We start from the raw sequence: 25,821 nt of genomic DNA on the forward strand, positions 1-25,821 counted from the left end.
GGACAGTGAAAAGCATCCTCGAGGTAAAGGACCTGACCACCCGCTATAAAAGCGGGGAACGGGACAAATGGATCACCGCTGTCGATAACGTTTCAGTTCACCTAAATGCCGGCGAGATCGTTGGACTTGTCGGCGAATCCGGGTGCGGCAAATCCTCTCTCGGACGAACCATAGTTGGTCTCGAGAATCATCAGCATGGCAGCGTAGTGCTGGACGGCACCGATCTTTCAACCCTCCGGGGGCGCGCGCTACGAGATCGGCGACGTACAATCCAGTACATCTTTCAAGATCCCTATGCCAGCCTCTCCGAACGTCAGACCGTCGGTGAGACCCTGGCCGAGGCACTTGTCATTGCCGGCAAGGTTTCGGCCAAGCAAATCGACACCAAGGTCGGCAAGTTGCTCGATCAGGTTGGGTTACCCTCGCAAATGAATAGCCGGTTTCCTCGCGAACTGTCGGGTGGACAAAGGCAGCGGGTCGCAATCGCCAGGGCCTTGGCGGTCGAACCGAAGGTGTTGATATGCGATGAGCCTGTGTCCGCTCTTGACCTGTCAATCCGGGCTCAAGTCATGAATCTTTTCTTGGAGCTGCAGCGTGATCTGGGGGTGGCGATGCTTTTCATTGCTCACGACCTAGCGCTGGTTCGACAGGCCGTGACGCGGCTCTATGTGATGTATCTCGGGAAAATCGTCGAGGAGGGTACGAGCGAGGAGGTCTATCGAACACCTCAGCACCCTTACACCCGGGCTCTGTTAGCTTCGGTTCTGCAATCGGATCCTCGTGTTGCCGCTGAACGGGGACTTGTCACGCTGGCGGGCGAAATCCCCAGCCCGATCAATCCTCCCTCCGGTTGCCGGTTCCACTCGCGATGTCCGATTGCGCAGAGCATTTGTTCGCAGACCCCTCCTGAGATGAAGAGTGGTGGCCGCGGACGTCAGTTCGCGTGTCATTTCGGCACCGATTTGAAGGCGGCGTGACCGACAGGAACTGTGCGCTTCCAGAATGGATCGCAAATGGGGAGCGGCCTGCTGGCTCCGGTCTCGCCTCGATCGCGTTGTCATGCCTGCGGAGAAAGTCCGGGCGCACCAGCTTTCTCCCCTCTCTCCATGAGTCACGTCGACGACCGGAAACAACTAGCCGCGGACGGCGCTGCGCGGTTCATTTCTCTCGCCGTCGATCAACACCGCGAAGAAGCGCTGCAAATCTTCCTCAAGATCGTCAGGGTGTTCAAGCCCGACATTCAAGCGAAAGAGGTAGTCCGGACCCGTCCAAGGCCGAACCGTTCGCAGTGCCTTCACGGTTGATGGCGCGATCAGGCTCTTGGTTCCTCCCCAAGAAGCGCCAATGGAAATTATCTGTAAGGCGTCCAATGCAGCGAATGCTTGGCCCGCATACTGTTCCTTCAGTATGAACGTGAAGACACCGCAGGAGCCGCTGAAATCTCGCTTCCAGATTTCGTGGCCAGGGCTGCCAGGCAGCGCAGGGTGGATCACCGTTTCAACGCATGGATGTTCGGCTAGCCAAGCCGCGATGCGAAGGCCGGATGTGTCGGATCTTGCGAGGCGTATTGCCAAGGTCTCCAGTCCGCGAGCCAGAAGCACACAGTCGTCAGGCGACGTGCCGATGCCCAGTCTTCCAAGAGAGGCTTTGATTTTCAGGCCCAAGGCGTCGTCCCTTGTGGTGATCGAGCCCAAGACCAGGTCGGAGTGACCGGAGAAATGTTTGCTGAGAGCTTCCGCAACAATATCCACGCCATGGCGGATCGGCCTGAAATTGAGGGGAGAAGCCCATGTGTTATCGCACCCGACGAGTGCGCCTTTGGCGTGAGCTATCAGGACAATCGCCGGAATGTCTTGCATCTCCAGCGTTATTGACCCTGGAGACTCTGTCCAGACGAGGCGCGTGCGCGCATCAATCAGGGAATCCAGTGCGCGCAAGTCGACGGGATCGTAGAAGACGGCCTCAATGCCAAGCGACGCCAACTCATGGGTGGCAAAATCGCGCACGGGGCCATACACGGTGTCGGGTATGAGTACTTTCTCGTGTGCGGCAACAAGGGCCAGCATGGAACAAGCGACAGCAGCCTGACCGGAAGGCACCAGCAGTGTGCGTGCGCCCTCTTCCAGTTCGGTGATCTTCTTCTCCAAGTACCGATGAGTGGGCGTTCCATAGAGCCCGTAAACATATCCATCAGCACTGCGCTCGAACCGGGCGGCGAAGGACGCGGCATCCGGATACCGGATTGTCGAGGCGCGATGTATCGGAACGGTCAGGCTGTCATAGCCTTCCAGGCTCACCGCGAACCTCGCCACCGATCTTGTGTCATCATGCATTCGATCCCGTCTCCGTTAATGACGCCATTGTTGACATGCGGGGATGTATCCCGTCCAATAGCAACAAATGGCGCTGCTATTCTCTTAGGTTATGGGCCTTAACGGAGTTCTCTGGAGCGCGGGTCGGCTTCAAGTCCGCCATTCGGCGCTTTGCCGTCGCAACAAGAGCATGCCATGCATGCGAGTGCTGCACTTAGCAGAAGGCATCATTTCGAGACCTGTTCGCAACAGCTTGAGAGACGCAATTCGAGGTCATCCAGAAAGACCTTGCGTGCAGCTCGAGCCAATTGTGAGCTATGATGGGGCACCGTTGGTGTGCCTTCCATTGTCGAGCGCCGAGCCCGTGTAGGAGGTCTGATCGCGCATCCCGGTGAGGCGACGCTTTCTCAGCCGCCGGCCACCCAATAACCTGACGGAATAGGAGGCCTAGATCTTACCATTGGACGAACCTGTGCGTCCTTCCCATGATGCAGTCGATGGACGAGTGGTGGGAATACTTTCAAGCTTGAGCAGCCGATACTCGCAGCGGCACGCCGCTTCTCTTCATCAACTAGTTGGATGCATCTCAGCCGGGAAGCGTGTTGGTGAAAGGTGGGTTGCAGGGTTTCGTGGAGCGGGATGTGAGCCGTGGAAGTGTGATGGAGGGAACTCTTCACGTAAAGGACTGGTCATCGGAGCAGGCAAGAGCCGATGCATATCCACTCATCCGGAAGCAACCTGACGCACGAGTGTGTTCGACCATTTCAGATCGCGGCCCGCAAGTCCTCGAGGAACTCCGCAATAATACGAGAGGGGAGACGATTGGGCGGCGTGATCAAGAGGGTTCGAAAGTAAAGTGCGGGCTCGAACGGCCGCAAGGTCAGCCCGCGGCCCTCATACGGCTGTGCGGTCAAAGGATCGACAAGGCCGACGCCGACACCAGCAGCCACCATCGCACAGATCGTTGTCGAATAGGGCGTTTCCATCACAGTTCGTATCGCGACGCCGGCTTCCTTGAGAACGTGCTCGGCGTCGCGTCGGGTCGTGTCTTCCGGGGCGAGAGCGATAAATGGACAGCCGGCAAGATCGATTGGGCGGATGATGTCCAAGGACTCGAGTGGATGTCCCTTGGGCACCGCCACGGCTACTGGAAACTGCGCAAACTCGCTCACCTCAACACCCGTGCGATCGATCTCGTCAGCGACAATCCCGAGGTCGAACTGGCCGGAAGCGACGAGGTCGCGCACATTAGAGGACATGCGCGTCTGGAAGGTGACGGCGATGTTCGGATTTCGATCCATAAAGGCGCGAAGGGCGCGCGGAAGAACATTGGTCGAGAGCGCCGAAAGACAAGCGATCCTGAGTTCGCCGGAGCCGTAGTCTCGAATGCGGGCGGCCGCCCCCCTGAGATGGCTGAGGCCAACAAATGCCTGTTCGACCTCGCGGAAGAAAAGCTGTCCCTCGGGAGTAGGGTGGAGTCTACCCTTGATCCGCTGGAAGAGATCGAAACCAAGCGAGCGTTCCAGCTCTTGGATCATCTTGCTGACCGCTGGCTGGGACACATGCAAAACGTCAGCCGCGCGGGCCGTGGTACCGTTGGTCATCACTACCCGGAAGACCTCAACCTGCCGAAAATTCATCGATGCCGCCACTTCAATTCAATAACTCACGCGAATAGATGTGCGGAAAATTCGCGTCCTTTTCGATCGAAATCCGTACAGCGTTCACAGTGGTTTGGAAAGGCGCTCTCATCCAATTCGTTGTTACACCCGAAGGGCCAACCGAGGACTTTGCATCTCTTGGTGTTGGAGTGCATCCAGCGCCTGTCCATCGACGGCTTCCGAAGCGCGACGTCATGGCCAGGCGCCCGACGCAACATTGCGCCTGAGTATCGGCCTGGAGGACGAAAGCGAGCTCTGGGGCGATATCGAGCGCCTCCTGGCAACCAAGCATGGGATCAACGGGAACGAAAAGCGCGAGCGAAGGATCTCTCAAGGTCGTCCGCTGTGTCTGACGGCGTCCGCGATATAATTTTTGCGCACTTAAGGTGATCAACATGCCGGATGTGGAGAATGTGCTCCGTGACATTGACGACAATTTTGAGATTTCAGTCCGCAAACTTCTGGAGTTAATCTCTATCCCGTCGGTTTCGAACGAGATTTCGGGCGAACCAGAAATTCGTCGCGCGGCTCACTGGCTCAAGTCGGAGTTGTCAGCGATCGGGCTTTCCGCGGAGATCATCCAGACCAACGGTCACCCGGTTGTCCTCGCCAGTTCTCCCGCAGGCTCCATGATCGAGCGCCCACGTTTGCTGTTTTACGGACACTACGATGTGCAGCCGGTCGGCGACTTGAAACAATGGACGCATTCGCCGTTTGAGCCGCGCGTGATCGAGGAAGAAGATGGCGCTCATCGCTTTTACGGCCGAGGTGCATCGGACAGCAAAAGCCAGCTCTGGACGTTCATCGAGGCTCTCCGTGCATGGAAAAGTATCGAGTGCAGTTTTCCAGCCGACATCATCGTGATGCTGGAAGGGGAAGAGGAGTCGGGTTCGGCAAGTTTGCCTGCCTTCATCGAAGCGCATCGGCATGATCTTCAATGCGACGTCGCGTTCATCTGCGATGCGGAGATGTGGTCGCCCACCCAGCCAGCCATCACGACACGACTCAAGGGGCTGGTCCACGAGCGAGTGACCATCTTGGCGCCCAATCCCGATCTTCATTCAGGCCACTACGGTGCCGTGGCCGCGAACCCCATCCGCATACTGAGCAACATTCTGACAGACATTCATGACAAAGCTGGGCGAGTGCGCATTGAGGGGTTTTACGACGGAGTTCGCGAGATTCCGGATAATCTGCGTCGGCGATGGCGGGGGCTCGAACAAGACGCAGGCCGGTTTGAAGAGGTCAACCTGAGCGGCGGCATAACGGAAGAAGGATATACCACGCTGGAAGCAATGTGGGCACGCCCCACCGTCGACATGAACGGCATCACGGGAGGCAATCAAGGACCGGGCGGACGGTCAGTCTTGCCTGGAAGTGCAACAGCACGTCTCAGCTTCCGGCTCGTCGATGCACAGGAACCGGGGAAGATCCGTGCCGGGTTCAGGGCCTACGTTGAATCGAAGCTTCCGAAGGGTTGCACTGTGGAATTTGAGGGTGATGACGGCAGTCCGGCGGTAGTCCTTTCGCACGACAGCCCTTTCGTAGCTGCCGCTGCGCACGGACTGGAACGCGAGTGGGAAACACCTGCCATTCTGAGAGGGACAGGTGGTGCGATACCCTTAGTCCACCAACTAAGCGAGGTTCTTGGCGTTGAGTGCGTCGTCATCGGCTTCATCTTGCCCGGTGACTCCATCCATGCGCCAGACGAACACTACGATACGCGACGTCTACGAAAGGGCGTTCGCAGCTGGGTTAGGATCTTTGAAGAAATCCAACTGCGGATCGCAGGATAGACGCCGTGGCGAGGCTGTCGACTTTCGAGACCTTCGGAGGTGATTTGGCACCAGACACCATCTCACCGGCCGCTTCCAGCAGGTATAGACCGGCGGCCCCGCGCTGGCTTGGAAAAGATGATCGAGAAGAGATGGACGCCACCATATTGTGCCAACGGTTTCTGCATTAGATGTAGAGCCTCGCTGCTATGCGCACTGCCGTCCTCGTGGCCGGAGCGGCCTGCATGAGCTTGTCGCTGCATGTGCTGGCGAAGCGGCTAGATCGGTGCATCGGTCGGCAGGGACGAGTTCCTCTCGTTGAAGGGAACTCCATGGTAAGATGGCGGCCACCCGTTCAAGGCCGGCTCGTGAATGAGGTGCGAAGCTGTCGCTCGCGTTGTTGAAACAGTTTGTCGGCTTAGGGACAGACTTTCCGGTCCCCGCGGATCATTGCAGCACCAAGATAGGTTCATTACGCCCAACACCGTAGAAAATGGCCGCAAGTCTGCAAACTTGATAGGAGCTCTCATTTGGGGTTCGAGTTTTTTTAGACTAGAGCGCTACCGCCTTTTCCGCACTCAAAAGGTCTCGACAGAAGCGGAAGCGAAAGCTTTTTGCTCTGCGTCAGAGCAGGCGTGTGGAGGTTTCAGGACATGATGGAGGTCCACCTTTGTGATCGTTATGCTGGTGTATTGTGGAAGTACGGGGCCATGGGCAATGAACCGGTGAGCAACAGCGTATTAATCGAACACATATACGGTCAGTGGGCGGTTCAAATCGTGGAGGGCGGCAAAGTCTCGCAGCAATTCGAAACCGAACAATTTGCTCAGAACTTTGCTGCCGGCCAGAAGGTGCGCCTCAAACTGCCACTGCCCCACTCAGTGAAACCACCACGGCCAGAGCTTCGGTGACTTCTCTGCTTGTCGGAGTTGCTGCCATTCATCTCGGCTGGGTAGCGTCCAAAGGGGAGCCCGCTGCCAATTCGGCAGCGGGCTTTCGGTGAAGACGCGGCTACATCCATGGAGAGGAATCGACCACATACAGCCTTAACCCACGGCCGGTGGATTAGTTTCAGAATCTGCCCATTCTCTATGGCTGGGGAGCGCCTGGTCTGGGGCTCAATCGTCCCGGGAATGCCCGTTGTGTGTTGGCTTGAATGTGCACATCCACCACCCGCGATTCAATAAGCCTAAGATTCCGAAACCAAAAATCGGTCTTTGGTGCAACAAACACGCCAACTGGACGTTGCGGGATGATCGCAGGAGGAATCGATATGGCCGACGACAAGAGCAAGCGGGATTCCCGCGATCGGGACCGTGTTTCAGCCGATGAAGATTATGAGGTCCAGTATTTCGCCAAAAAGGTCGGCATCACGCCTCAACAGGTCAAGGAGTTGATTGCGAAGCACGGCAACGAGCGCGAGACGCTCGAGCGAGAAGCCAAAGCGCTGCGGAAATAATGACCAGGCTATCCGATCTCGGCAGACCACTAGTCGGGCACCGATGTGAAGGCCCGCCCGCGAGCGAACTCGAGCATTTCATCCCTTGCCCTGTTTGCGGTCAGCAGATCGACATGCGCGATCTTCGGCAGGTCGCCTATCATGCTGATCCGGAGCACGAGCCGCTCGAACTGGACGCGTAGGAACAAAAGTGCCGAAATATCATATTGAGGAGATGGATCGCTATGCCGTAATGGCCAGCATCATCAACGCGAAAACTCCGATCAGGCGGACGGAAAGCGACGGAAAAAGGAAACCTAACTCTGCGCACCAGCGGGCCTGTTTGAATCAGGGTCACCGACGAGAAGCGCGGGCTATCTTCGAATACAGTTTTTGCCTGTAGATGGCGGTCCATACCCTGCTCGCCCACTGCGCACGCTGGGACGCACCATGCCGTCGACCTCGATACGCAAGTTCGACTATGACCCGGACACTAGGGTCCTTTCGGTCTGGTTTGTAGCCAGCGGGAAGCAATACGAATTCCTGGACGTGCCGCTTGAGGCGTTTGTCGCGTTCAAATCTGCCTTTGCCAAGGGCCGCTATTTCAACAATCACATCCGTAACCACTATGCATTCCGGCTCACGGAAGGGCAGGCAGGCTCGTCGGACGATTAGAGAGGTTCATAAGTAAAAGACCGCAGCTTTCGAAAGGCGGCGCTGACCCGATCGTTGCCGTCGGTCCGGCAGCGGGAGGCATCCACACCAATCGCTGCCGGCCGGTCGGCACAATTAGCAACCTTCGGCAGTCGTTTTCATCTGCCCAGGGGCGGCGGACTTGGCGCTTGTGTCATCCTGCTGACCAGGAGCCGCCTGCTTCGCACTGCCACTCTGCTGGCCAGGCGCACAGTCCTTCGCAGAGTTCGAGTTTGTCGACTTCGTTGTGGTCGAATCCGTGTTGCTATCTGTCGTCGGCATCGTTGTGGTTGTAGTGGAGGAACCACTCGACGTCGTCCCTGTTGTCCCTGTCGTCCCGGCTAAAGCAAGCCCGGTGGAAAGAGCCATCATGGCAGTAGCAAAAAGAAGCCGTTTCATCGTTCATCTCCAAATGACAAAGCAATGTCCCTTCCGTTCGATAACAAGGGTGCCAACGATCGGTTCCGTGCGCTAATGGATTCTAGCGCAAAGTGGTGGGCTTTTCGGTCGGGTTTGCCCCTGCCCCCTGGCCTCGCGATGTGCTGTTTCGGCAGGGGTTGGGGTCAGGCTTCGGAATAACCATCGGCAGCCGCTTGCGCACCGGTGCGATGCGGATAATGCTGGGTATGGCTGGGCTGGAGCGGAACTCTTTCCAGCCTGGCCCGGCTGCTTTCCCCCTCAGGCGGCAGCGTCTCTGCGGCGGGAGGGCATGCCCATTTGACCGTTTCCGCCCCCTACAGACGCACGGCGGCCTGCGGTGTTTCGGCCAGACAATGTCTGCGTGTTGACCTGGATCGTGCCCGGCGTATCAACATTGTTTCGAGGCCGACTGCTTGGCGACGCGATATGATTGGGTTGTGGGAACCCTGCGATTTCTCGAAAGTACCGGCATAGGGTATCCTGGGGACGATAGGGAGCGGCCAAATCGTCGGCAGAAGAACGTCCGAAAGGGCTATCGGCAGCTCCGTCGTGGGAACGAGAAAAGTAGAGAAGCAGAACTTTCGTGTGCGATTTTTGCACACGCCTTCCGGCAACCATCTGATAGACGTATCTGCCCCGTCCATCATTGCGACGAGTCTTGTTTTTCAACGTCGTGACACTCGATACCGACTTGCCGTCACGCTGGCTGACGATAGCAAAAGAGCGCCCTTGCGAATGTCCCACTACCAATCAACCCCGCTATCGTACGCAACGGCCCGATTGTGTCGGCCGCCCAATGCGGTGTCTGTGCAATAGCGGCTATATTTTGCCCTTCCTATGGCGAGTAGAAGCCTTCCGCGACCTACCGCATCTCGCTCAAGACATTCTCGCCGTCACCCATGCGCATCGGCTTCACCCCTCGGGAGATTTGCGCTCGCTTGTCGGGCCTTGCCTTCGATCTCGATCTTGCTCCGCGCTTGAAGATCGAAGCGCACCGTTACGGTGCGCATGCGTGCATGCAGCACATCGTCCAGCGTGCCGCGCATTTCATGCAGAAAGGTCAGCGACGACTTCCCAAGCTTTTCTATAACGGTGCGAACGGTGACCAGAGTTCCCACCTCGGTTTCGTGCACGTAGTCGATCTCCATCCTCACATCCGCCCAGCCGAGCGTCGGCGTCAAACGGGGATCGGCGATCCTGCCGAGCAGCTGGAAACTAGCGTCGTCGAACATAGCGACGTAGTGACGGACGTTGAGATGGCCCATCGCGTCACACATCCAAGGATGGACGACGCCGACATAGGTTTCAATCGGGGGCGTCAAAACCCGACCTCGTTTCCGCCCTTGAGATCCAGCAACTGGCGGGCTTCGTCGGGGGTTGCGATTTCAAGCGACAGTTCGCCAAGGATGCGCTTGATCTTGGCGACCTGCTCGGCATTGCTCTTGGCAAGCGCGCCCTTGCCGATATAGAGACTGTCTTCCAGCCCGACACGCACATTGCCACCCATGATCGCACCCATCGTGCAGAGGTTCATCTGGTGCTTGCCGGCGGCAAGGATCGACCAGAGATAGTCGTCTCCGAACAGCCTGTCCGCCGTCCTGCGCATGTGCATCATGTCTTCGGCGTCGGCGCCGATTCCGCCCAGAAGTCCGAAGATCGTCTGGACGAAAAGCGGCGGCTTCAGCAGCTTGCGGTCGAGAAAGTGCGCCAGCGTATAGAGGTGACTGACGTCATAGCACTCGAACTCGAACTTGGTGCCGTAGGCCTGGCCAACCTCGAGGATGATGCGCTCGATCTGCTCGAACGTGTTGGAGACGATGCCCTTCTTCGTGTCTTCCAGGTAGCCCTTCTCCCAGTCGTACTTCCAGTCGGTGTATTTCGGCGCGATGTGGTGCAAGGCGAAATTCATCGACCCCATGTTGAGCGAGCAGAGTTCGGGTTTGGCGGCATGGGCGGCTTCGAGACGTTCGTCGAGCGTCATCTTGAGGCCGCCGCCGGTAGAGATGTTCATCACCGCGTTGGTTTGCTGCTTAATGCGCGGCAGGAAGTCCATGAAGAGCTTAGGATCGGGGGTCGGTTTGCCCGTCTCGGGGTCGCGGGCATGCAGATGGATCACCGACGCGCCGGCTTCGGCTGCGCCGACGGCGGCATCGACGATCTCTGACGGCGTTATCGGCAGATACGGGCTCATCGTCGGCGTGTGGATCGAGCCGGTGACCGCACAGGTGATGACGACTTTCGGCGCTTTCTTCATGGTTGGAGTCTCCCTTGTCTGCCTTTTGTTGTTATCTATCGAGCGCGAGGCAATCCTCACGACCACAGCCCAGCCGGACCGCCGTACCCGGATCGAGCTTCGGCTGAGACGACGAAGTAGCAAGCTTGACGATGAATTTCTGGCCGCTCGCGGTCGCGGCGACGAGCCGGACATGATCGCCGACGTAGATTGATTGAACGACCGTCGCCGGAATCTCGTTGAGCGCCGTGACGCCGTCCTGCAGAACGGACAGGCGCTCGGGCCTTATCGACAGCGTCACCTTGGCGCCCGACGCAAGCGCAGCGCCGCAGGACATGGCGTTCAACACGGCGCCGTCGTCGAGGCGGACGATTACGCTCCCATCTTCGCTGCCGGTAAGCACTGCACCTGGCATGCGGTTGTTCTCGCCGATGAAGCTTGCGACGAAGCTTGCTGCGGGACGCTCGTACAGTTCGCGCGGCGTCGACAGTTGCTCGATGCGGCCGGCGCTGAACACCGCGATCCGGTCCGACATGGTTAGCGCTTCGGTCTGGTCGTGCGTGACGTAGACGAAGGTCACGCCCAGCCGGGCGTGAATATCCTTGATCTCGAACTGCATCTGCTCGCGCAGCTGCTTGTCGAGGGCGCCAAGCGGTTCGTCCATCAAGACAAGATTTGGTTCGAAAATCAGGGCACGGGCAACCGCCACACGTTGTTGCTGCCCGCCCGAAAGCTGCGCTGGCCGCCGATTGCCGAATTCGGGCAACTGGACCATGTCGAGAACGTTCCCGACACGTCGCCTGACCTCCTCGCGGCCAAGTTTGCGGACCTCGAGCGGGAAAGCCAGATTTTCGGCGACCGTCATGTGCGGGAAAAGCGCGTAGTTCTGGAACACCATGCCGATGCCGCGACGATTGGCGGGAACGTTGTCGATGCGCTGACCGTCAATGAGAATTTCGCCCTCGGTCGTATCTTCGAATCCTGCCAGCATCATCAACGCCGTCGTCTTGCCGGACCCGGAAGGGCCTAGCAGCGTCAGGAATTCGCCGCGCATGATTTCCAGGTCGAGCTGGCGCACCGCTTGGACCGCATGCCCGTAGCGCTTGCTCACGCCGCGAAACTCGACGTGAACCGGCCCACGCGGAGATCCGCCCATCACCGCGCCTGCGCCTTCGGATCACGGCGCACCGAAGTCGAGCGCTTTCGAGCAGGCTGCGCCTCAGCCGCCGCCGCGGCGCGAAGAATGATGTCGGCGGCCTCGCGCAGATCGGCCACCAGGGCCTTGCGCGCAGCCGCGCCATCGGCGCGACGCAGCGCCGCGAGCATTTCGTCGTGATGGTCCAGGCCCAGGCCGTAGGTCACGTCCGAGCGGACGATGTTCAAGAACGGTCCTGCCTGCAGCCACAATTTCTCGATGATCTGCTGGATGAGAGGTGACCGCGCGGCATGGTACATCGTGAAATGGAACCGCCTGTTCAGGCCGAGATAGTTAGCCATGACGTTGCTCTCGACGCACTCGCGCATCAGGCTGTTCAGCTTCGCCAATTCATCGAGTTCTTCGGGCGTGATGGTCGTCGCAGCCCATTCGGCCGCGGTCCCTTCGACGCTGCAGCGCACACGCACGAGATCCGAAATACGCGCCACCGTGGCCTCGGGGACGATGACGCCCCGGTTTGGGTGGTCGAACATCGCCTCGTCGCTGACGAGTTGCCGCAAGGCCTCGCGCACCGGCATGGCGCTGGTCCGGTACTGTTCGGCAAGCTGTCGCACGACCAGTCTTTGGCCGGGCAGGAAGTCACCGTTCATCAGTGCTTCCTTCAAGCCCGTATGGACACGAACATGAGCTGTCTTTTGCGCGGCCGAGCCGGCGGTGGCATCCTTGCGATCGAGCATCAGTTTGTCCGGCGGGGCAGTATTTTGAGGTTGCTCGACAGGAAATCGTCGAATGCGGCGGCGAAGCCGTCGAGTTCGGCGTCGCCAAATGGCAGTGACAACGCCAGCATGCCGCGCGGCGTCACGTAGTACCCTCGCAACAGCATCTCGATATGCCACAGCGCAATCACCGATGGATCGGCATCGTCGAGCCGCGCCGGCTTGTCCACCGGCCCCCTGACGAAATGCAGGTTCATCAACGACCCGCGCCCTATGACGATGCCCTCGACGCCATGTCGTTCAAGGGAGACGTTCATCGCTTCACGCAAGCGATCGCCGCGCGCATTGATGGCGCGGCTCGCCTCTTGCGTCAGCACCTGCGTCAGACCGGTGAAACCAGCAGCCATGCTGAGAATATTGTTGTTGAACGTCCCGCCATGCGAGAACGCACCAGGCAAAGCCGGATCGAAGCGGTCGACGAGGTCGGCGCGTCCACCGAATGCGCCAAAACTCGCACCGCCGCCGATGTACTTTCCGAGCGTCACGAAATCGGGAAAAATTTCATGCGCACCATGGAGCGCTCGATAGTCGAGGCGCGAGGTCATGACCTCGTCGAAGATCAGCAGCGCGCCGGTCTCCTTCGTCGCTGTGCGCAGCGCCTGCAGGAACTCGCGGGTCGCCGGGATGCAGCCGCCGCCGCCCATCATCGGTTCGACGATGACGGCGGCAAGCTCGTCGCCCTGTTCCTTGATGAGCGCCACGGCGCCTGCACTATCGTTGTAGTCGGCGAAAACAAAGGGGAAAGGCAAATTGAGCGGTGAGCCGCCATGCGCAAAAGTCAGTACGCCGCCGTGATAGCCTTCCCGGAAGGCGAGTATCTTCGAACGCTTCGTGATGGCGCGAGCGGCGGAAATCGCCATGATGTTCGCCTCGGTGCCCGAGTTGCAGAAGCGCACGCGCTCGATGGCTGGAAAACGCTCGACCACCGCCGCTGCCAGGCGCGCCTCGTAGCGGTTGGGTGCACCCAGCATGATGCCGCCCTGTATGACGTCCACAAGGGCCGCCGAAATCGCCTTGTCGGAGTGACCGTAGAAGCCGGCGCTGTATTCCGAGACCAGGTCGATATAGGTATGGCCGTCCAGATCGGTCACCCTGCAGCCCTCGCCGGAGACGAACGAAACAGGGAATGGCGGGTACCAAAGTACAGCCCTCGTATTGCCGCCCGGCAACGATGCCGCGGCCTCGTTCTGACGCGCCAGGCTGTTCGGGTTGGCGTCAGCGAAACACTGTCGCGCCTCGTCCAGAACAGCAGCGAGACTGACATTGGCGCGCACGTCTCTAGTGCCTTGCAGCATTCGATCAAATCCCCTTGTCTTTTTAACTTTTTTGCACCCTATCGCAAATTCCTGTTGCTAATCAATCCATTTTGCGTTTGAAATTTGATCAAATCCACAACGATAAGAAAGGGGAACTGCGATGAGGACTTATCTGCAAGCCGTATCTGCCGCCGCTATCTGCCTCGCGACCTCGACTTTTGCCGCGTCCGCAGCCGATCCCGTCACGGTGGTCGGCTGGGGTGGTACATGGGACAAGGCCTACAAGGATGGAGTCTGGGACAAGTATACCGAAAAGACGGGCGTCCCGATCATCATGGAAGAGTGGGGCGGCGAGGTCGCCAAGGTGCGTGCCCAAGTGCAGGCGGGCAATATTACCTACGACGTCGTCTCGGTGGAAGCGCCCGCCATGGAAGTCGGCTGCGCCGAAGGCCTGTTCGTCCCGCTGACGCCCGAGATCACCGGCGACGCGGCGAATTATCTCCCAGGCACCCTGCATGAATGCGGTGTCGCGTCCGACACATGGGCAACGGTTCTTGCCTACAACACCGATGTCTATAAGGGCGACGCCGCGCCAAAGAGTTGGGCGGACTTCTGGAACGTCGAGAAATTTCCGGGAAAGCGCGGCCTCTACCAGCAAGCGCAGTTCACGCTGGAAAACGCGCTCATGGCCGACGGCGTGAAACGCGAGGACATGTACAAGGTGTTGGCCACGCCGGAAGGTGTCGACCGGGCTTTCGCCATGCTCGACAAGATCAAGCCGAACGTCGTCTGGTGGTCCACCACGACGCAGGGCATTCAGAACCTCGACAGCGGCGAAGTGACGCTCAGCGACGCGTTCAATGCACGCATCACCAACGAAGCCATCAACGAGAAGAAGCCCTACGCCATCGCGTGGGACGCCGGCTTCTTCTACGGCACCGACTACTGGGCCGTGGTGAAGGGCGCACCGCACCAGCAAGGCGGGCTGGATCTCCTCAAGTGGTTCTCCATCCCTGAAAACCAGGCCGGCTTCTCCAAGCTCTATGCCTATGGCACCGGCCGCAAGGAAGCCGCCGACCTCATTCCCGCGGACTGGAAGGCCAACCTGCCGACGTCGCCGGAGCACCTCCAGTACGGCGCCGCCTATGACAACGACTTCTGGACCGAGCACAAGGAAGCGTTGGAAGAACGCTTCAAGGCCTGGCTCGCGAAGTAACTTGGGCATGTTGGTCGGGACAAAACCGGCTATGAAGCGACGCCAACGGGGCGGCATGCTCGCCCTGTTGACGGCTCCGCTTATATTATTCGTAGTCATTCTGTTTCTGTGGCCGGTGGCGCGCTTCCTCGCTCTGGCCGTCGACAACTCGGATTTCTCGAACAACCTGCCGCGCACCATTGCCGCTCTTGCCGGCTGGAAAGCAGAGAGCGGCCTGCCTGGCGAACCCGTCTTTGCAGCACTCGTCGAGGACCTGGCCGACGCGCGGCGCGCCGGGAAGGAAGGCGTCCTGGCGCAACTCGTGAACCAGCGCGTTGTCGGTAGCCGTTTCCTCGTCATCAAGACGGCAAAGGATGCGGCCGACGGCAAGCTCGGCATGCGCCCCGTGCGCGACGAGGTGCTCGCCAAACAGGCCGGCTGGAAAAACATCGATCTCTGGCAGGTCATAGCGCGTCAGCAAAGCGCGCGAACGGACTATTATCTGCTTGCGAGCCTCGACCTGAAGCGCGGGGCGGACAATTCGATCGAAGCCGTTTCGGCCGACCGCGCCATCTTCGTCGACGCGCTGCTGCGTACGATCTGGATCAGCATCGTGGTGACGGTCATCTGCGCGGTGCTCGCCGTGCCGCTGGCGCAGGCGATCGTCAGCGCGCCGCCTGCCTGGTCGAAGCTGATGTTCGCGCTGATCCTGTTTCCGCTCTGGACATCGCTGCTGGTGCGCACCGTCATCTGGATCATCGTGCTGCAGAAGAACGGTCCCGTGAATTCCACACTGCTCGGATTGGGTATCGTCAGCGAACCCCTCGACCTCATCTACACCCGCTTTTCGCTGTACCTGGCGATGGTTCAGGTTCTGCTGCCCATGATGGTCCTCTCCGTCGTCGCCGTCATGCGGCGGGTTCCGACCACCTACATGCGCGCGGCGCTGTCGTTGGGTGCGCCGTGGCTCACGGCGTGGCGCCGCGTGCAGTTGCCGTTGATCCTGCCCGGCATCCTGTCCGGCGGGGCAATCGTTTTTGTCTTCGCGCTCGGCTATTACATCACCCCGACGCTTGTCGGCGGGCCGACAGACCAGATGATCTCCAGCTACATAGCCTTCTACACCAACAGCACGCTGAACTGGGGCATGGGCGCAGCGCTTTCCCTGCAACTGCTGATGATCCTCGTATTGTTTGCGTTCCTGTTCTGGACGGCAGCCGTCCTCTTCCGCAGCAAGGCGCATGTCGCATGAGCGCCGACCGCTTCCGGAAATGGCTGATGTATGCCTATGCGGCGACGTTGCTGGCTTTCATCATCCTGCCCCTCCTGATCGTGGTCCCCATGTCGCTGACCTCGAGCAATTCGCTGGCATTTCCGACGCCGGGCTGGTCGTTGCGCTGGTATGCCGAACTGTGGGTCGACGAGCGCTGGCCGAACGCGCTGTGGAACTCGGTCGTCATCGGGCTATCCACCACGGGTCTGGCTTTGCTGCTCGGCATACCTGCGGCGATCGGGCTCGCCTGGGGTGATTTTGCCGGGAAACGGATCCTCTACGCGATCATCGCCGCGCCTGTGGTGACGCCGGTCGTCATCGTCGGCGTCGCGGCCTTTTCATTCTTCGCCACGCTGGGACTCGTTGGCAACAAGCTATCGATCATTCTGGTGCACACGGCGATGGCCGTGCCTGTGATGCTAACCACCGTCGTCGCCAGCCTTTCGACCTTCGACCGGACGTTGGTTCGTGCGGCGGCATCGCTGGGCGCCGGCGCCATGCGCACCTTCTTCAAGGTGGTGCTGCCGCTGATAGCGCCGGGCGTCGTTACAGGGGCCATCATCGCCTTCATCATTTCTTTCGACGAAGTCGTCGTCGCAAGCTTCCTCTCGACGGGCGCGGAGCGAACCTTGCCCCGCATGATATTCTCCGGGGTGCGCGAGTCCATCAGCCCTGCCATCGCGGCCGTCGCCGTGCTGCTGATCGCTTTCTCCGCGATCCTGCTTGGAGTCATCACCATCCTGCAGAGCCGCTCGCAAGCTCTCCGCGCAAAGGCATCGGCATGAAACTGGTTCCGTCGGTGCAGCAACTCGAGACCGAGATGACGGCGTGGCGGCGGCATCTCCATGCCAATCCCGAGCTCGGTTTCGAAGAGTTCGAGACGGCCCGGTTCGTGGCGGACAAACTGCGCGCGTGGGGCATCGAGACGACCGAAGGCGTCGGACGCACAGGTGTCGTCGGCACGCTCAGGGGCAGGCTCGGCGCTGGTCGCAGCCTTGGCATCCGCGCCGACATGGATGCCCTGCCGATGACTGAGGCACGGCCGCTGGCGCATGCGTCCCGCACCCCCGGGCGGATGCATGGCTGCGGCCATGACGGCCATACCACTATGCTGCTCGGCGCAGCCTCGGCGCTTGTTCGCTCGCCCGACTTCGCCGGCACGGTGCATTTCATCTTCCAGCCGGCCGAGGAGGGTCGAGGTGGGGCGCTTGCCATGCTGAACGAGGGCCTTTTCGAGCGTTTCCCCTGCGATGAAGTCTACGCGCTGCACAATTGCGAACGGCCGCTCGGCGAGATCGCCGTCCACCGCGGAACGGTGGCCGCGGCGGCCGATCGCTTCGAGATCGTCGTCCACGGAAGGGGCGGCCATGCGGCGATGCCGCATCTGGCGATCAATCCGCTCCCCATCGCCGCGCGCATCCTGCTGGCAATCGAAGCCCTGCCCGGCCGCGTCACCGATGTGCATTCTCCCGCAATCGTCACCGTTGGCAGCCTGCGCGCAGGCAAAGCCTTCAACACCATCCCCGATACGGCGTTTCTGACTGGCACCGTGCGCACCTTTGACCATCAGGTTCAAAAGACGCTGGAGACGGCAATCCGCCGCATCGCGAAAAACGAAGCTGAAGCTTTTGGCGCCGACGTCGACATCCGCTACGAAACGCCCTTCGCACCGACGATAAACACTGCGGCGCAAGCCGACGCGATGATCGCAATTGTGAACGAGGTGATGGGACCGGCAAGTCTCGTCATCGATCCGCCTCCCGAGATGGGTTCTGAAGATTTCTGCTACATGCTGGAACAGCGGCCCGGCTGCTATTTCCTGCTCGGCCAGGCCGACGATGCGCACCAGGCTGCGGCTCACGACACCAACTACGATTTCAACGACGCAATCCTGCCGATTGGCGCGAGCCTTTGGGTCAGGCTCGTGGAGCGCCGCCTATCAGCCAGAGGCGCATCGTGATGCAACTGACGGAAAAGGACATCGTCTGGCGAAGCCATTGGCTGCGGCAGGCCCTGCCCGAGGACCCAGACCTTGCGCCTCCGCTCGAAGAGGCGACCCAGGCTGACATCTGCATCGTCGGCGGCGGCTATCTGGGCCTGTGGACCGCTATACGCCTCAAGGAGCACAATCCCGCCTTCGACGTTGTCATCGTCGAGCGCGAAATTTGCGGCGGTGGCCCGAGCGGCCGCAACTCTGGCATGGTGCTCTCGGCATGGACGAAATACAGCGCGCTCGCCGCGCTGCGCGACGGAAACGATGCACTTTCGATCATCAAGGCATCCGAAGCCGCAATCGGCGGCATCGAGGCTTTCTGCAAGGCCGAGGGAATAGACAGCTGGTTTGATCGCATCGGCTGGATCTGGGGTGCGACGTGCGAAGCCCAGCTTGGCGCCTGGGACGACGCGTTGAACAAGCTGGCGGCGCATGGCTACGTGCCGGCGCGACGAGTTTCGCGCGACGAGATCGCGGCGATGGCCGGTACGACGAGCCACTTCGGCGGTGCGTTCGACGATTCGTCGGCAACCGTGCACCCCGGCTACCTGGTGCGCGGCCTGCGCCGGGCAGCACTGAAGCGCGGCGTGCGCATCTACGAGAAATCGCCGATGACGCGTTTTTCACGCGGCGGCAAGCTCAAGGTGGAAACGGCGAGAGGAACTGTGTCCTGCGGCAAGATCGTGCTTGCCATGAATGCATGGTCCGGCGCCATTCCCGAACTTGCGCCGGCAATCTTCAACATCTCCAGCGACGACGCCATGTCGAAGCCCATTCCAGACCTTCTCGACAAGGTCGGCTACCGCCGCGCGCCGCTGATGATCGATTCCCGCGTCTTCGTTGGCGGTTGGTCGCCGACCCGCGATGGCCGGCTGTCTGTTGGCGTCAGTGGCGGCGTCATCGGCCTCGGCGGCATCGTCGACCAGCGATTTCATGGCCAATCGCCACGGGTTGCCGACATGCGCCGCGTGTTGCGGGACGGTCACCCGGCGCTCGCCGGCTTTCCGCTCGAGACATCGTGGAACGGACCCATCGACCGGACCGTCAGCGGCGTGCCGCTGTTCGGCGCCCTGCCCTCTAACCGCGACATCATTTACGGCTACGGCTTTTCAGGCAACGGCACGACGATCGCCTATCTCGGCGGCAAGATCCTGACCACCCTGTTGACCGCAGGCGAATCCGAACTAACCCATTCGGCGCTCGTGCGTCCGGTGACGCGAGGCTTCCCACCCGAACCATTCCGTTTCGTCGGCGCGCATTTCGTTCGTGGCGCGGTGCGGCGGCGCGACGATCTCGAACATGCCGGCCGAAAACCCGACCTCTTGACCAGATGGCTCGCGGGACTGGCCCCGTCCGGCGTCACCCCTTCGAAAGCCAACCTCCGCGCAAGGAAAGGATAAACGGTGTCCAAGGCCAAGATCTTCAAGCACAGCGAATTGACCCTGAAGCCGTCCATCACACCGACAGGCACATCCTCGATTGCCCGCGTCATCAATGCCGATATCAGTCGGACCATGGGCGGCGGCATCGAGTATCTCGAGAACGCCTCGATCGACTGGACCGTGACCTACGACGAGGTGCTGTTCATCCACGAGGGCACCTTGACGATCGAACTGGACGACGGTCGCCATGAGTGCAATCCCGGCGATATCGTCTGGCTGCCAAACGGCACCCACCTGAAATACATCGCCACCGAGCGTACCGGCTATTTCTATTGCCTTTACCCGTTCGACTGGGCAGCGCGGCAGGGAACGGTAGAACCCTGAACTGACAGGCACTCCTTTTCCATGCGTTGTCCATCCGCAGCGCAGTTCCGAACCCGGGGCGTCCAGACATCGACTCCGGCTCCCACTCCTTGGGTTGTCACGTTCATCATATGTCATGCTGGCGCGCATGTCTGGCGGCAGATTGCAGCGACACAGCTCAGCCGCAGCACCTAAGCAGGAACCGGTAGTTCGACGAGTGGGGGGAAAGGCGGTAGCGCTCTCCCGCTACCAAAAATCGATTAAGTTATTGGAATAGCTAGACATTTCTGCATATTTGGTAGCGCCTCCGGAAAAATTTCTCAATAATTTCAATGCTGCATGGCTGGCGCTATGAACAGGATGCTCCCATCCGCTGCCGACCAGACATTCGGATTGGCCTGAATCGTTCGAGGGGGCGGTCAATATCGTTCCAGAGGTAATCGCCGATGAGCGCGATATAAACCAATGGCATCGGTGCGACCTGGGACAAAAGCCCGCCGCCCTATCTCCTCTGCGTTCCGGCCGCAGGCAGTGCGGGTCGATCGCGTCACAGCCGACGCCGAGCCATCGAGACGGGGCGTCTGTTAATCCCTGTCAGCTTGCCGGATTGCGCGCGGTGACGATCCACGCCGCGCCGTCGATCATCTCCGACCGCTCACCGGGGCAGCCCGCGAAGGCGGCACGAACCGCAGCCGAGGTGCGGGCGCGGATATCGTCGGGCTGATCAGCGAGAGAGCGCGCCAGCGGGCCGACCTCGAGTGTCATCTTCACCGCGTCGTCGAGCGCCGCGTCCCGCGTCTCCCCCTTGCCGAACGGGATGGAGGCATCGAAGGGCGCGATAGCGACATCGGTGAAGCCAGCCACCGTTAGAATACGCGCCACCCGCCCCTGGTCGCCAAACGAGAACGGGCCGGGCGCTTCGGGACCGGGCGGCGTCATCGGCGGAAGGATGCCCTTCATCGCGCCCATCGGCACGCGCACCCAATCGTTCTCGGCCATGCCGCGCCAGCAGACGAAAGCGACCCGCGCGCCCGGCTTGAGCGCACGGCGCATATGAGTGAAGGCCGCCGTAGGATCGTCAAAGAACATCACTCCGAAGCGCGAGAACAGGATGTCGAACGCGCCCTCGGGCAATTCGGTGCTGCTGGCGTCGGCCACCTGGAACACGGCCGGCGTATCCTGTGGCGCTAGCGCGCGCGCTCTGCCGATCAGCGGTTCGGATATGTCGACGCCCAGCACATGGCCCCCCGCGCCGACGCGAGCGGCCAGATCCAGACTAGTCGCTCCCGCGCCGCAGCCGACGTCCAGCACGCGTTCGCCTGTAACGGGCGCAGCGGCTTGGATCGCGGCTTGGCCGAACACCGCCATCATGGCATCGAGCCGGGCCTGGTAAGTGACCCAGCGCTCCCCGCTTTGGGCTTTCCAGTCGGCTACCTGATAAACATTCTTCTCTGTCATGCCATATCCTTTGTTCCGGTCCGTTCTTACCCAGGCTATCGGCTCGCGTGGTCGTTGCCACCGTGCGCGGCGATGAACATGGCGACAGCCGACCGGCAATAGGATTCGATTTCGTTGTCGTCCGCTGCTCTCGCCTCATCGAAGCGTGCGATAATCAGGAGATCGGATCCTTTGAAAAGCGCGGCAAACAAGCGGGCGGACCGGAGAGAATCGGGCACGTTCAGAACCGCCTTTGCGTGCAACTGACGCAACAGGGCCTCGATTTGGGCGATGACATGGGCGGGGCCGGCCTCGTAATGGAGCTTGCTTAACGACTTTGGATTCGTCTGGTCGGCCATTACCATGGCTTCGACACTGCGGACGTCTGATCTCAACAGCGTGCGAAGCAGGGATGATCCCACCGCCATGAGCTGATCTTCGACCGAACCGTCGACGCCTTCAAGAAGGGCCTGTGGTGCAAACAACTGATGGCAGCCGGACGCGATGGCCGCGCTGAACAGCGCCTCCTTGTTCTCGAAGTGCCGATAGATGCTGAGCTTGGATATCTTCGCCCGCTGGGCGACCTTGTCCAATGTCGTCGCTTGAAAACCCAATTCCACAAAGAGTTCGGACGCAGCGTCGAGTATCGTTTGGCCAAGCGCCTCGTTGGCGGGCCGGCCGCGCCGGCCCTGGCTATTTTCGGTCACGNCCCAATTCCACAAAGAGTTCGGACGCAGCGTCGAGTATCGTTTGGCCAAGCGCCTCGTTGGCGGGCCGGCCGCGCCGGCCCTGGCTATTTTCGGTCACGGCAATTACAGTCCTTGACAGTATCTTAATTGTTGAATTACGATACCACACAGTTTCGGAAATATGCAAGCCAAAGATTGGATTTTACCCTGTCCTCCAAATCAAGTTTCCCGAGGCCACCTGGAGATATCGAATGCGGCATCATCCGGTCGGTGAACACAGTGATGGGCGATTGTCTCGGCGATGCCGGAGCTCTGCTCGCTGCCCGTCTTGAGCGCGTATCGTTGGACGCTATTTCGCGCCAGGCCCAGCCCACACCCCTCCAACCACAACACGGAGCCCATCACTATGGATGATGTCATCATCATCGGCGGCAGCTTTGCCGGTCTTGCCGCCGCCCTGCAGCTCGGCCGTGCCCGCCGCAAGGTCACCGTTCTCGATACCGGCCTGCCGCGCAACCGCTTCGCCGGCCACTCGCATGGCCTGCTCGGCCACGATCACAAGCCGCCGCTGGACATCCTGGCCGAGGCGCGGCACCAGCTGGCGCGCTATCCCACGATCAGGCTGGTCAATGCCCGGGCCGACAGCCTGTNACTCGGCCGTGCCCGCCGCAAGGTCACCGTTCTCGATACCGGCCTGCCGCGCAACCGCTTCGCCGGCCACTCGCATGGTCTGCTCGGCCACGATCACAAGCCACCGCTGGACATCCTGGCCGAAGCGCGGCAGCAGTTGGCGCGTTATCCCACGGTCAAGCTGGTCAATGCCCGGGCCGATAGCATCTCCGGCGCCATTGACGATTTCTCCGTCCTCACTGGCGATGGCAAAAGCCTTGGGGCGCGGCGACTGATCCTGAGCTATGGCGTTGCCGACCAGATGCCTGATGTCCCGGGCTTTGCCGAAGGCTGGGGCACGTCCATCGTACCCTGCCCCTATTGCGATGGCTTTGAAGTCGCCGGCCAGCATTGGGGCCTCGTCTGGTCCGGCCCGCCGTCGCACAATTATGTCAGGCTGTACCACGACTGGACCGACACGTTGACGGTCTTCGCTGATGGTCACGACATTGCACCCGATATCCGGGCCGATCTGGCGCGCCGCAACATACCTGTCGTTGATGGCCGGATCGCCGAAATCGCCCGTCACGAGGGGCATAACGCCACCCTCAAGCTCGATACCGGCCCCAATGTCGCAGTCGATATCTTATTCGCGCATCCGCGCAACAGGCCGTCCGCAAGCCTGCATGAATCACTGGGACTTGCCACGGTCGATACGCCCCTCGGCATCGCCCTCAAGGTCGACGAGCGCCGCGAAACCAGCATACCCGGCATGTACGCCGCCGGCGATATTGCAAACCCAGCCATGGCTTCGGTCACCACAGCAATATCGCACGGCGCGCTGGCGGGTATCTCGGCCCAGCAGTCGATGCTGGTTTGAGAGCACAGATTGGAGATGAGCATGACCGTCGAACCGGACAGCGCGGGTGTGCGCTTCCCTCCGCCCCTCCTCTATCTGGGAGCGCTGCTGTTGGGGCTGGCGGGGAGCGGTTCGTCACCCTGCGCTCCTTCGGCATCGACTGGCAGTTGCTGGTCGCGACGGGCGCGCTGCTGTTCGTTGCCGGCGCGGCGATGATGCTTGCGGCGGCGGGGCTGTTCCGGCGGCTGGGCACCAACGTTCCGCCGTCGCAGCCAACGACGCTCATCGCAACGACCGGTCCTTATCGGTGGACCCGTAATCCCATGTATCTCGGCATGGCGCTTATCTATGCCGGCCTTGCGATCGGCTTCGACGGGCCGATCGCCTTCGCCTTGCTCCCGTTGGTGCTGATCGCGATCCAGACGCAGGTGATCGCCCGCGAGGAGCGCTATCTCGAAGCGAAGTTCGGCGACGACTATCGCCGCTACAAGGCCGAGGTTCGCCGATGGCTCTGACTATTCCGCCGCTGCCGCCTGCGGGGCGCAAAACCAGCATTGGCTGGGAAGAAAGAGGAAGAATCGAATGAAACTCTACGACAGCGACCGGGCGCCCAATCCGCGGCGGGTTCGCGTTTTCCTTGCTGAGAAGGGGATCGCGGTTCCTTTGGTGTCGGTCGACATGGGCGCGCTTGAGCAAAAGAGCCAGACGGTCAGCTCACGCAATCCGTTGCAACGCCTGCCAGTGCTGGAGCTCGACGACGGCACCATCATCACCGAATCCGTCGCCATCTGCCGCTATTTCGAGGAGTTGCACCCCGAGCCCGCCCTGTTCGGGCATGGCGCGCTCGGCAAGGCGCAGGTCGAGATGTGGCAGAGGCGGATGGAGTTCAACCTGCTCAGTTCCGTCGTGCAGGCCTTTCGCCATATCCATCCGGCCATGAAGGAATTGGAAATTCCGCAGATCCCCGAATGGGGCGAGGCCAACAAACCGAAGGCGGTCGCATTCCTGAAGATCCTCGACGACGAGCTGGCGTGCCGGGAATTCGTCGCCGGCGACAGCTATTCAATTGCCGATATCACCGGCCTGATCGCGGTCGACTTCATGAATCCGGCGCGCATCAAGGTGCCGGATGAATACACCAATGTGTTGCGCTGGCATCAGGCGGTCTCCAGCCGGCCGAGTGCCGCCGCTTGAGCGTGGAACTGGACAGGTTTGCAGCGACGGTTCGGGCCTGCCGCATCTGCGTCGAAAATCCCGTCGGCAACCCGCTGCCGCATGAGCCGCGCCGGTGCTGCGGCCATCATCCAGCGCCCGCATCGTGATCGCCAGCCAGGCGCCGGGATCCAAGGTGCACCTGTCGGGCATGCCTTTCATCGATGCCTCGGGCGAACGCCTGCGCAGTCGGCTTGAAGTGACCGGCGACGAATTATACGACATTGAGAAATTCGCCATCGTGCCGATGGGCTTCAGGCAGTCTCGGATTTGGCGAAAATCGCGACCGACGTGGATATCGTTGTCAACAACGCCGGCACCCCGGTGCCGGAGCCCCGGTTGACCGGTGGCTTCGACGGTGTCGCCGAGATGTTCGACGTCAACGTCTATGGCCGGCTTCGCGTCGCGAAGGCGTTCGCACCGATCCTGCCGACGGCTACTCCGCTGCAGGGGTCGCGGGGGGGGCAGCGGCAGGTCCCGGGACGAGGCCCAAGCGACGCAAGGGCGACAACTTTCGATCGAAACATGGGTGCACTCCAATCTTGTGAATGGACCCTCAATTGCTGGTGACGCGCTGATCAGTCATCGCATCAATTCCTACGACGCTGGCCGATATTCGGCGCGAAGCTGCCGTTCGCGTCACGAAAAACCTCGTCGGCTTCGGTCAGACTTTCGCGCTCCACACCGTTCTTGCAGCACCAAGACAGCTCCGTCACGCCCAACATCGCAGATAATACCGCAAGTCTTTTGAGTGGGGGGAAAGGCGGTAGCGCTCTCCCGCTACCAGCCTACCTAAGCTGTTGAAATCACAGTAAAAACGCCGACCTATGGTAGGCGCCCTGTCCGAAAAAATCTTCAATGATTTTCAGGACCTAGCCTGCTACCATTGTGACGCCAACGAACGTGTTGCGACGCTTCGCAGACAACAAACTGCGCATCGAGAGACGTGATTTGCGAGAATTGGCTGAAGTCTCCACCTGCGGACCCATTCGGTCCCGATTCCGAGGCGCAATCGACGCGGATTTTCGAATGGCGCGCCCATGTCGCACGCCAGCCCTCAACGCTCGGCGGCTTATGCCCAAGTTATCC

Annotated in this window: 23 protein-coding genes and 2 pseudogenes; 16 read left to right on the forward strand and 9 right to left on the reverse strand. The window is 60.6% G+C overall.

The genetic code is table 11. The features are described from left to right. Positions 1–5 precede the first annotated feature (5 nt). On the forward strand, positions 6–977 hold the full coding sequence (locus X757_RS0133210) for an ABC transporter ATP-binding protein (protein WP_031198302.1): 972 nt from the start codon (positions 6–8) through the stop codon (positions 975–977). A 156-nt stretch (positions 978–1,133) separates the two neighbouring features. Here the strand turns inward: X757_RS0133210 and X757_RS162035 are convergent, their stop codons facing one another. Continuing rightward, entirely contained in the window at positions 1,134–2,333 is a 1,200-nt protein-coding gene (locus tag X757_RS162035; protein ID WP_023725099.1) for a PLP-dependent aspartate aminotransferase family protein, read from the reverse strand. A gap of 743 nt (positions 2,334–3,076) precedes the next feature. Then, positions 3,077–3,952, reverse strand: coding sequence for a LysR substrate-binding domain-containing protein (locus X757_RS162030; RefSeq protein WP_023725100.1), 876 nt, complete (start codon positions 3,950–3,952; stop codon positions 3,077–3,079). 416 nt (positions 3,953–4,368) lie between these two features. On the opposite strand from X757_RS162030, the gene X757_RS162025 reads away from it, so the two are divergent. The 4 genes from X757_RS162025 to X757_RS162010 all read left to right on the forward strand — a co-directional run bounded on the left by X757_RS162025 (position 4,369) and on the right by X757_RS162010 (position 7,861). Next, positions 4,369–5,769 carry a M20/M25/M40 family metallo-hydrolase gene (locus X757_RS162025; RefSeq protein WP_023725101.1) on the forward strand — a complete coding sequence of 467 codons (1,401 nt, stop codon included), beginning with the start codon at positions 4,369–4,371 and terminating at the stop codon, positions 5,767–5,769. 632 nt (positions 5,770–6,401) lie between these two features. After that, positions 6,402–6,659 carry a hypothetical protein gene (locus tag X757_RS162020; protein WP_023725102.1) on the forward strand — a complete coding sequence of 86 codons (258 nt, stop codon included), beginning with the start codon at positions 6,402–6,404 and terminating at the stop codon, positions 6,657–6,659. 362 nt (positions 6,660–7,021) lie between these two features. Further along, positions 7,022–7,207, forward strand: a complete 186-nt coding sequence (locus X757_RS162015; RefSeq protein WP_023725103.1) for a DUF3606 domain-containing protein — start codon at positions 7,022–7,024, stop codon at positions 7,205–7,207. 429 nt (positions 7,208–7,636) lie between these two features. Then, positions 7,637–7,861: a KTSC domain-containing protein gene (locus X757_RS162010; protein WP_023696849.1), complete on the forward strand. Its 225-nt coding sequence runs from the start codon at positions 7,637–7,639 to the stop codon at positions 7,859–7,861. 1,331 nt (positions 7,862–9,192) lie between these two features. On the opposite strand, the gene X757_RS162005 is transcribed toward X757_RS162010, so the two are convergent. From X757_RS162005 to X757_RS161990, 5 genes are read right to left on the reverse strand one after another with little or no spacing between them, the layout of a single operon-like run. Beyond that, positions 9,193–9,621 carry a thioesterase family protein gene (locus X757_RS162005; protein WP_023725106.1) on the reverse strand — a complete coding sequence of 143 codons (429 nt, stop codon included), beginning with the start codon at positions 9,619–9,621 and terminating at the stop codon, positions 9,193–9,195. Beyond that, positions 9,618–10,553: a 3-keto-5-aminohexanoate cleavage protein gene (locus X757_RS162000; RefSeq protein WP_023725107.1), complete on the reverse strand. Its 936-nt coding sequence runs from the start codon at positions 10,551–10,553 to the stop codon at positions 9,618–9,620. The genes X757_RS162005 and X757_RS162000 overlap by 4 nt, the downstream gene beginning before the upstream one ends. A gap of 31 nt (positions 10,554–10,584) precedes the next feature. Then, complete coding sequence (locus tag X757_RS161995) at positions 10,585–11,643, reverse strand: ABC transporter ATP-binding protein (RefSeq protein WP_245275024.1); 1,059 nt, start codon at positions 11,641–11,643, stop codon at positions 10,585–10,587. Between the two features lie 44 nt (positions 11,644–11,687). After that, on the reverse strand, positions 11,688–12,425 hold the full coding sequence (locus tag X757_RS0133220; RefSeq protein ID WP_023713979.1) for a GntR family transcriptional regulator: 738 nt from the start codon (positions 12,423–12,425) through the stop codon (positions 11,688–11,690). Continuing rightward, a complete protein-coding gene (locus tag X757_RS161990; RefSeq protein WP_023725109.1) occupies positions 12,425–13,759 on the reverse strand; it encodes an aspartate aminotransferase family protein in 1,335 nt (444 codons plus the stop codon). The genes X757_RS0133220 and X757_RS161990 overlap by 1 nt, the downstream gene beginning before the upstream one ends. A 121-nt stretch (positions 13,760–13,880) precedes the next feature. Here X757_RS161990 and X757_RS161985 point away from each other — a divergent pair, with 121 nt between their 5' ends. Genes X757_RS161985 through X757_RS161960 form a run of 6 tightly spaced genes read left to right on the forward strand, consistent with a single transcriptional unit; the run spans position 13,881 to position 19,947 of the window. Further along, on the forward strand, positions 13,881–14,936 hold the full coding sequence (locus X757_RS161985) for an ABC transporter substrate-binding protein (protein WP_023696855.1): 1,056 nt from the start codon (positions 13,881–13,883) through the stop codon (positions 14,934–14,936). A 31-nt stretch (positions 14,937–14,967) separates the two neighbouring features. Continuing rightward, the gene (locus X757_RS161980; protein ID WP_050593905.1) at positions 14,968–16,167 is read left to right on the forward strand and encodes an ABC transporter permease; all 1,200 of its coding nucleotides are present in this window, start codon (positions 14,968–14,970) and stop codon (positions 16,165–16,167) included. Continuing rightward, positions 16,164–16,973 (forward strand): ABC transporter permease, encoded by an 810-nt coding sequence (locus X757_RS161975; protein ID WP_050593906.1) that lies wholly within the window; start codon positions 16,164–16,166, stop codon positions 16,971–16,973. Before X757_RS161980 ends, X757_RS161975 begins: the two co-directional genes overlap by 4 nt. Continuing rightward, positions 16,970–18,148 carry a M20 aminoacylase family protein gene (locus X757_RS161970; protein ID WP_023725112.1) on the forward strand — a complete coding sequence of 393 codons (1,179 nt, stop codon included), beginning with the start codon at positions 16,970–16,972 and terminating at the stop codon, positions 18,146–18,148. The genes X757_RS161975 and X757_RS161970 overlap by 4 nt, the downstream gene beginning before the upstream one ends. Next, positions 18,148–19,581, forward strand: a complete 1,434-nt coding sequence (locus X757_RS161965) for an FAD-binding oxidoreductase (protein WP_023725113.1) — start codon at positions 18,148–18,150, stop codon at positions 19,579–19,581. Before X757_RS161970 ends, X757_RS161965 begins: the two co-directional genes overlap by 1 nt. A 3-nt stretch (positions 19,582–19,584) precedes the next feature. Beyond that, entirely contained in the window at positions 19,585–19,947 is a 363-nt protein-coding gene (locus tag X757_RS161960) for an AraC family ligand binding domain-containing protein (protein ID WP_023683363.1), read from the forward strand. Between the two features lie 573 nt (positions 19,948–20,520). On the opposite strand, the gene X757_RS161955 is transcribed toward X757_RS161960, so the two are convergent. Then, the gene (locus X757_RS161955; RefSeq protein WP_023725114.1) at positions 20,521–21,384 is read right to left on the reverse strand and encodes a class I SAM-dependent methyltransferase; all 864 of its coding nucleotides are present in this window, start codon (positions 21,382–21,384) and stop codon (positions 20,521–20,523) included. Between the two features lie 35 nt (positions 21,385–21,419). Beyond that, on the reverse strand, positions 21,420–22,070 hold the full coding sequence (locus X757_RS161950) for a TetR/AcrR family transcriptional regulator (RefSeq protein ID WP_023725115.1): 651 nt from the start codon (positions 22,068–22,070) through the stop codon (positions 21,420–21,422). A 388-nt stretch (positions 22,071–22,458) separates the two neighbouring features. Here X757_RS161950 and X757_RS161945 point away from each other — a divergent pair, with 388 nt between their 5' ends. From X757_RS161945 to X757_RS1000000167725, 5 genes and pseudogenes are all read left to right on the forward strand, one after another. Beyond that, a complete protein-coding gene (locus X757_RS161945; RefSeq protein ID WP_023725116.1) occupies positions 22,459–23,541 on the forward strand; it encodes an NAD(P)/FAD-dependent oxidoreductase in 1,083 nt (360 codons plus the stop codon). Positions 23,542–23,562: 21 nt separating this feature from the next. After that, positions 23,563–24,035 (forward strand): annotated as a pseudogene (locus X757_RS01000000164450) (isoprenylcysteine carboxylmethyltransferase family protein). Positions 24,036–24,102: 67 nt separating this feature from the next. Next, a complete protein-coding gene (locus tag X757_RS161940) occupies positions 24,103–24,714 on the forward strand; it encodes a glutathione S-transferase (protein WP_023725117.1) in 612 nt (203 codons plus the stop codon). Continuing rightward, positions 24,654–24,988 (forward strand): annotated as a pseudogene (locus X757_RS1000000168815) (uracil-DNA glycosylase family protein); the annotation flags it as partial. The gene X757_RS161940 and the pseudogene X757_RS1000000168815, both read left to right, overlap by 61 nt. A 14-nt stretch (positions 24,989–25,002) precedes the next feature. Further along, positions 25,003–25,302 (forward strand): hypothetical protein, encoded by a 300-nt coding sequence (locus X757_RS1000000167725; RefSeq protein WP_023725118.1) that lies wholly within the window; start codon positions 25,003–25,005, stop codon positions 25,300–25,302. Positions 25,303–25,821: the final 519 nt, after the last annotated feature.

This window comes from Mesorhizobium sp. LSHC412B00, from assembly GCF_000503035.1.
GTDB lineage: Bacteria > Pseudomonadota > Alphaproteobacteria > Rhizobiales > Rhizobiaceae > Mesorhizobium.

Coding starts and splice junctions, on each gene's coding strand:
- X757_RS162035 (WP_023725099.1), bottom strand. CDS start 2,333: ATGCATGATGACACAAGATCGGTGGCGAGGTTCGCGGTGAGCCTGGAA.
- X757_RS162030 (WP_023725100.1), bottom strand. CDS start 3,952: ATGAATTTTCGGCAGGTTGAGGTCTTCCGGGTAGTGATGACCAACGGT.
- X757_RS162025 (WP_023725101.1), top strand. CDS start 4,369: ATGCCGGATGTGGAGAATGTGCTCCGTGACATTGACGACAATTTTGAG.
- X757_RS162020 (WP_023725102.1), top strand. CDS start 6,402: ATGATGGAGGTCCACCTTTGTGATCGTTATGCTGGTGTATTGTGGAAG.
- X757_RS162015 (WP_023725103.1), top strand. CDS start 7,022: ATGGCCGACGACAAGAGCAAGCGGGATTCCCGCGATCGGGACCGTGTT.
- X757_RS162010 (WP_023696849.1), top strand. CDS start 7,637: ATGCCGTCGACCTCGATACGCAAGTTCGACTATGACCCGGACACTAGG.
- X757_RS162000 (WP_023725107.1), bottom strand. CDS start 10,553: ATGAAGAAAGCGCCGAAAGTCGTCATCACCTGTGCGGTCACCGGCTCG.
- X757_RS0133220 (WP_023713979.1), bottom strand. CDS start 12,425: ATGCTCGATCGCAAGGATGCCACCGCCGGCTCGGCCGCGCAAAAGACA.
- X757_RS161990 (WP_023725109.1), bottom strand. CDS start 13,759: ATGCTGCAAGGCACTAGAGACGTGCGCGCCAATGTCAGTCTCGCTGCT.
- X757_RS161985 (WP_023696855.1), top strand. CDS start 13,881: ATGAGGACTTATCTGCAAGCCGTATCTGCCGCCGCTATCTGCCTCGCG.
- X757_RS161980 (WP_050593905.1), top strand. CDS start 14,968: ATGAAGCGACGCCAACGGGGCGGCATGCTCGCCCTGTTGACGGCTCCG.
- X757_RS161975 (WP_050593906.1), top strand. CDS start 16,164: ATGAGCGCCGACCGCTTCCGGAAATGGCTGATGTATGCCTATGCGGCG.
- X757_RS161970 (WP_023725112.1), top strand. CDS start 16,970: ATGAAACTGGTTCCGTCGGTGCAGCAACTCGAGACCGAGATGACGGCG.
- X757_RS161965 (WP_023725113.1), top strand. CDS start 18,148: ATGCAACTGACGGAAAAGGACATCGTCTGGCGAAGCCATTGGCTGCGG.
- X757_RS161955 (WP_023725114.1), bottom strand. CDS start 21,384: ATGACAGAGAAGAATGTTTATCAGGTAGCCGACTGGAAAGCCCAAAGC.
- X757_RS161940 (WP_023725117.1), top strand. CDS start 24,103: ATGAAACTCTACGACAGCGACCGGGCGCCCAATCCGCGGCGGGTTCGC.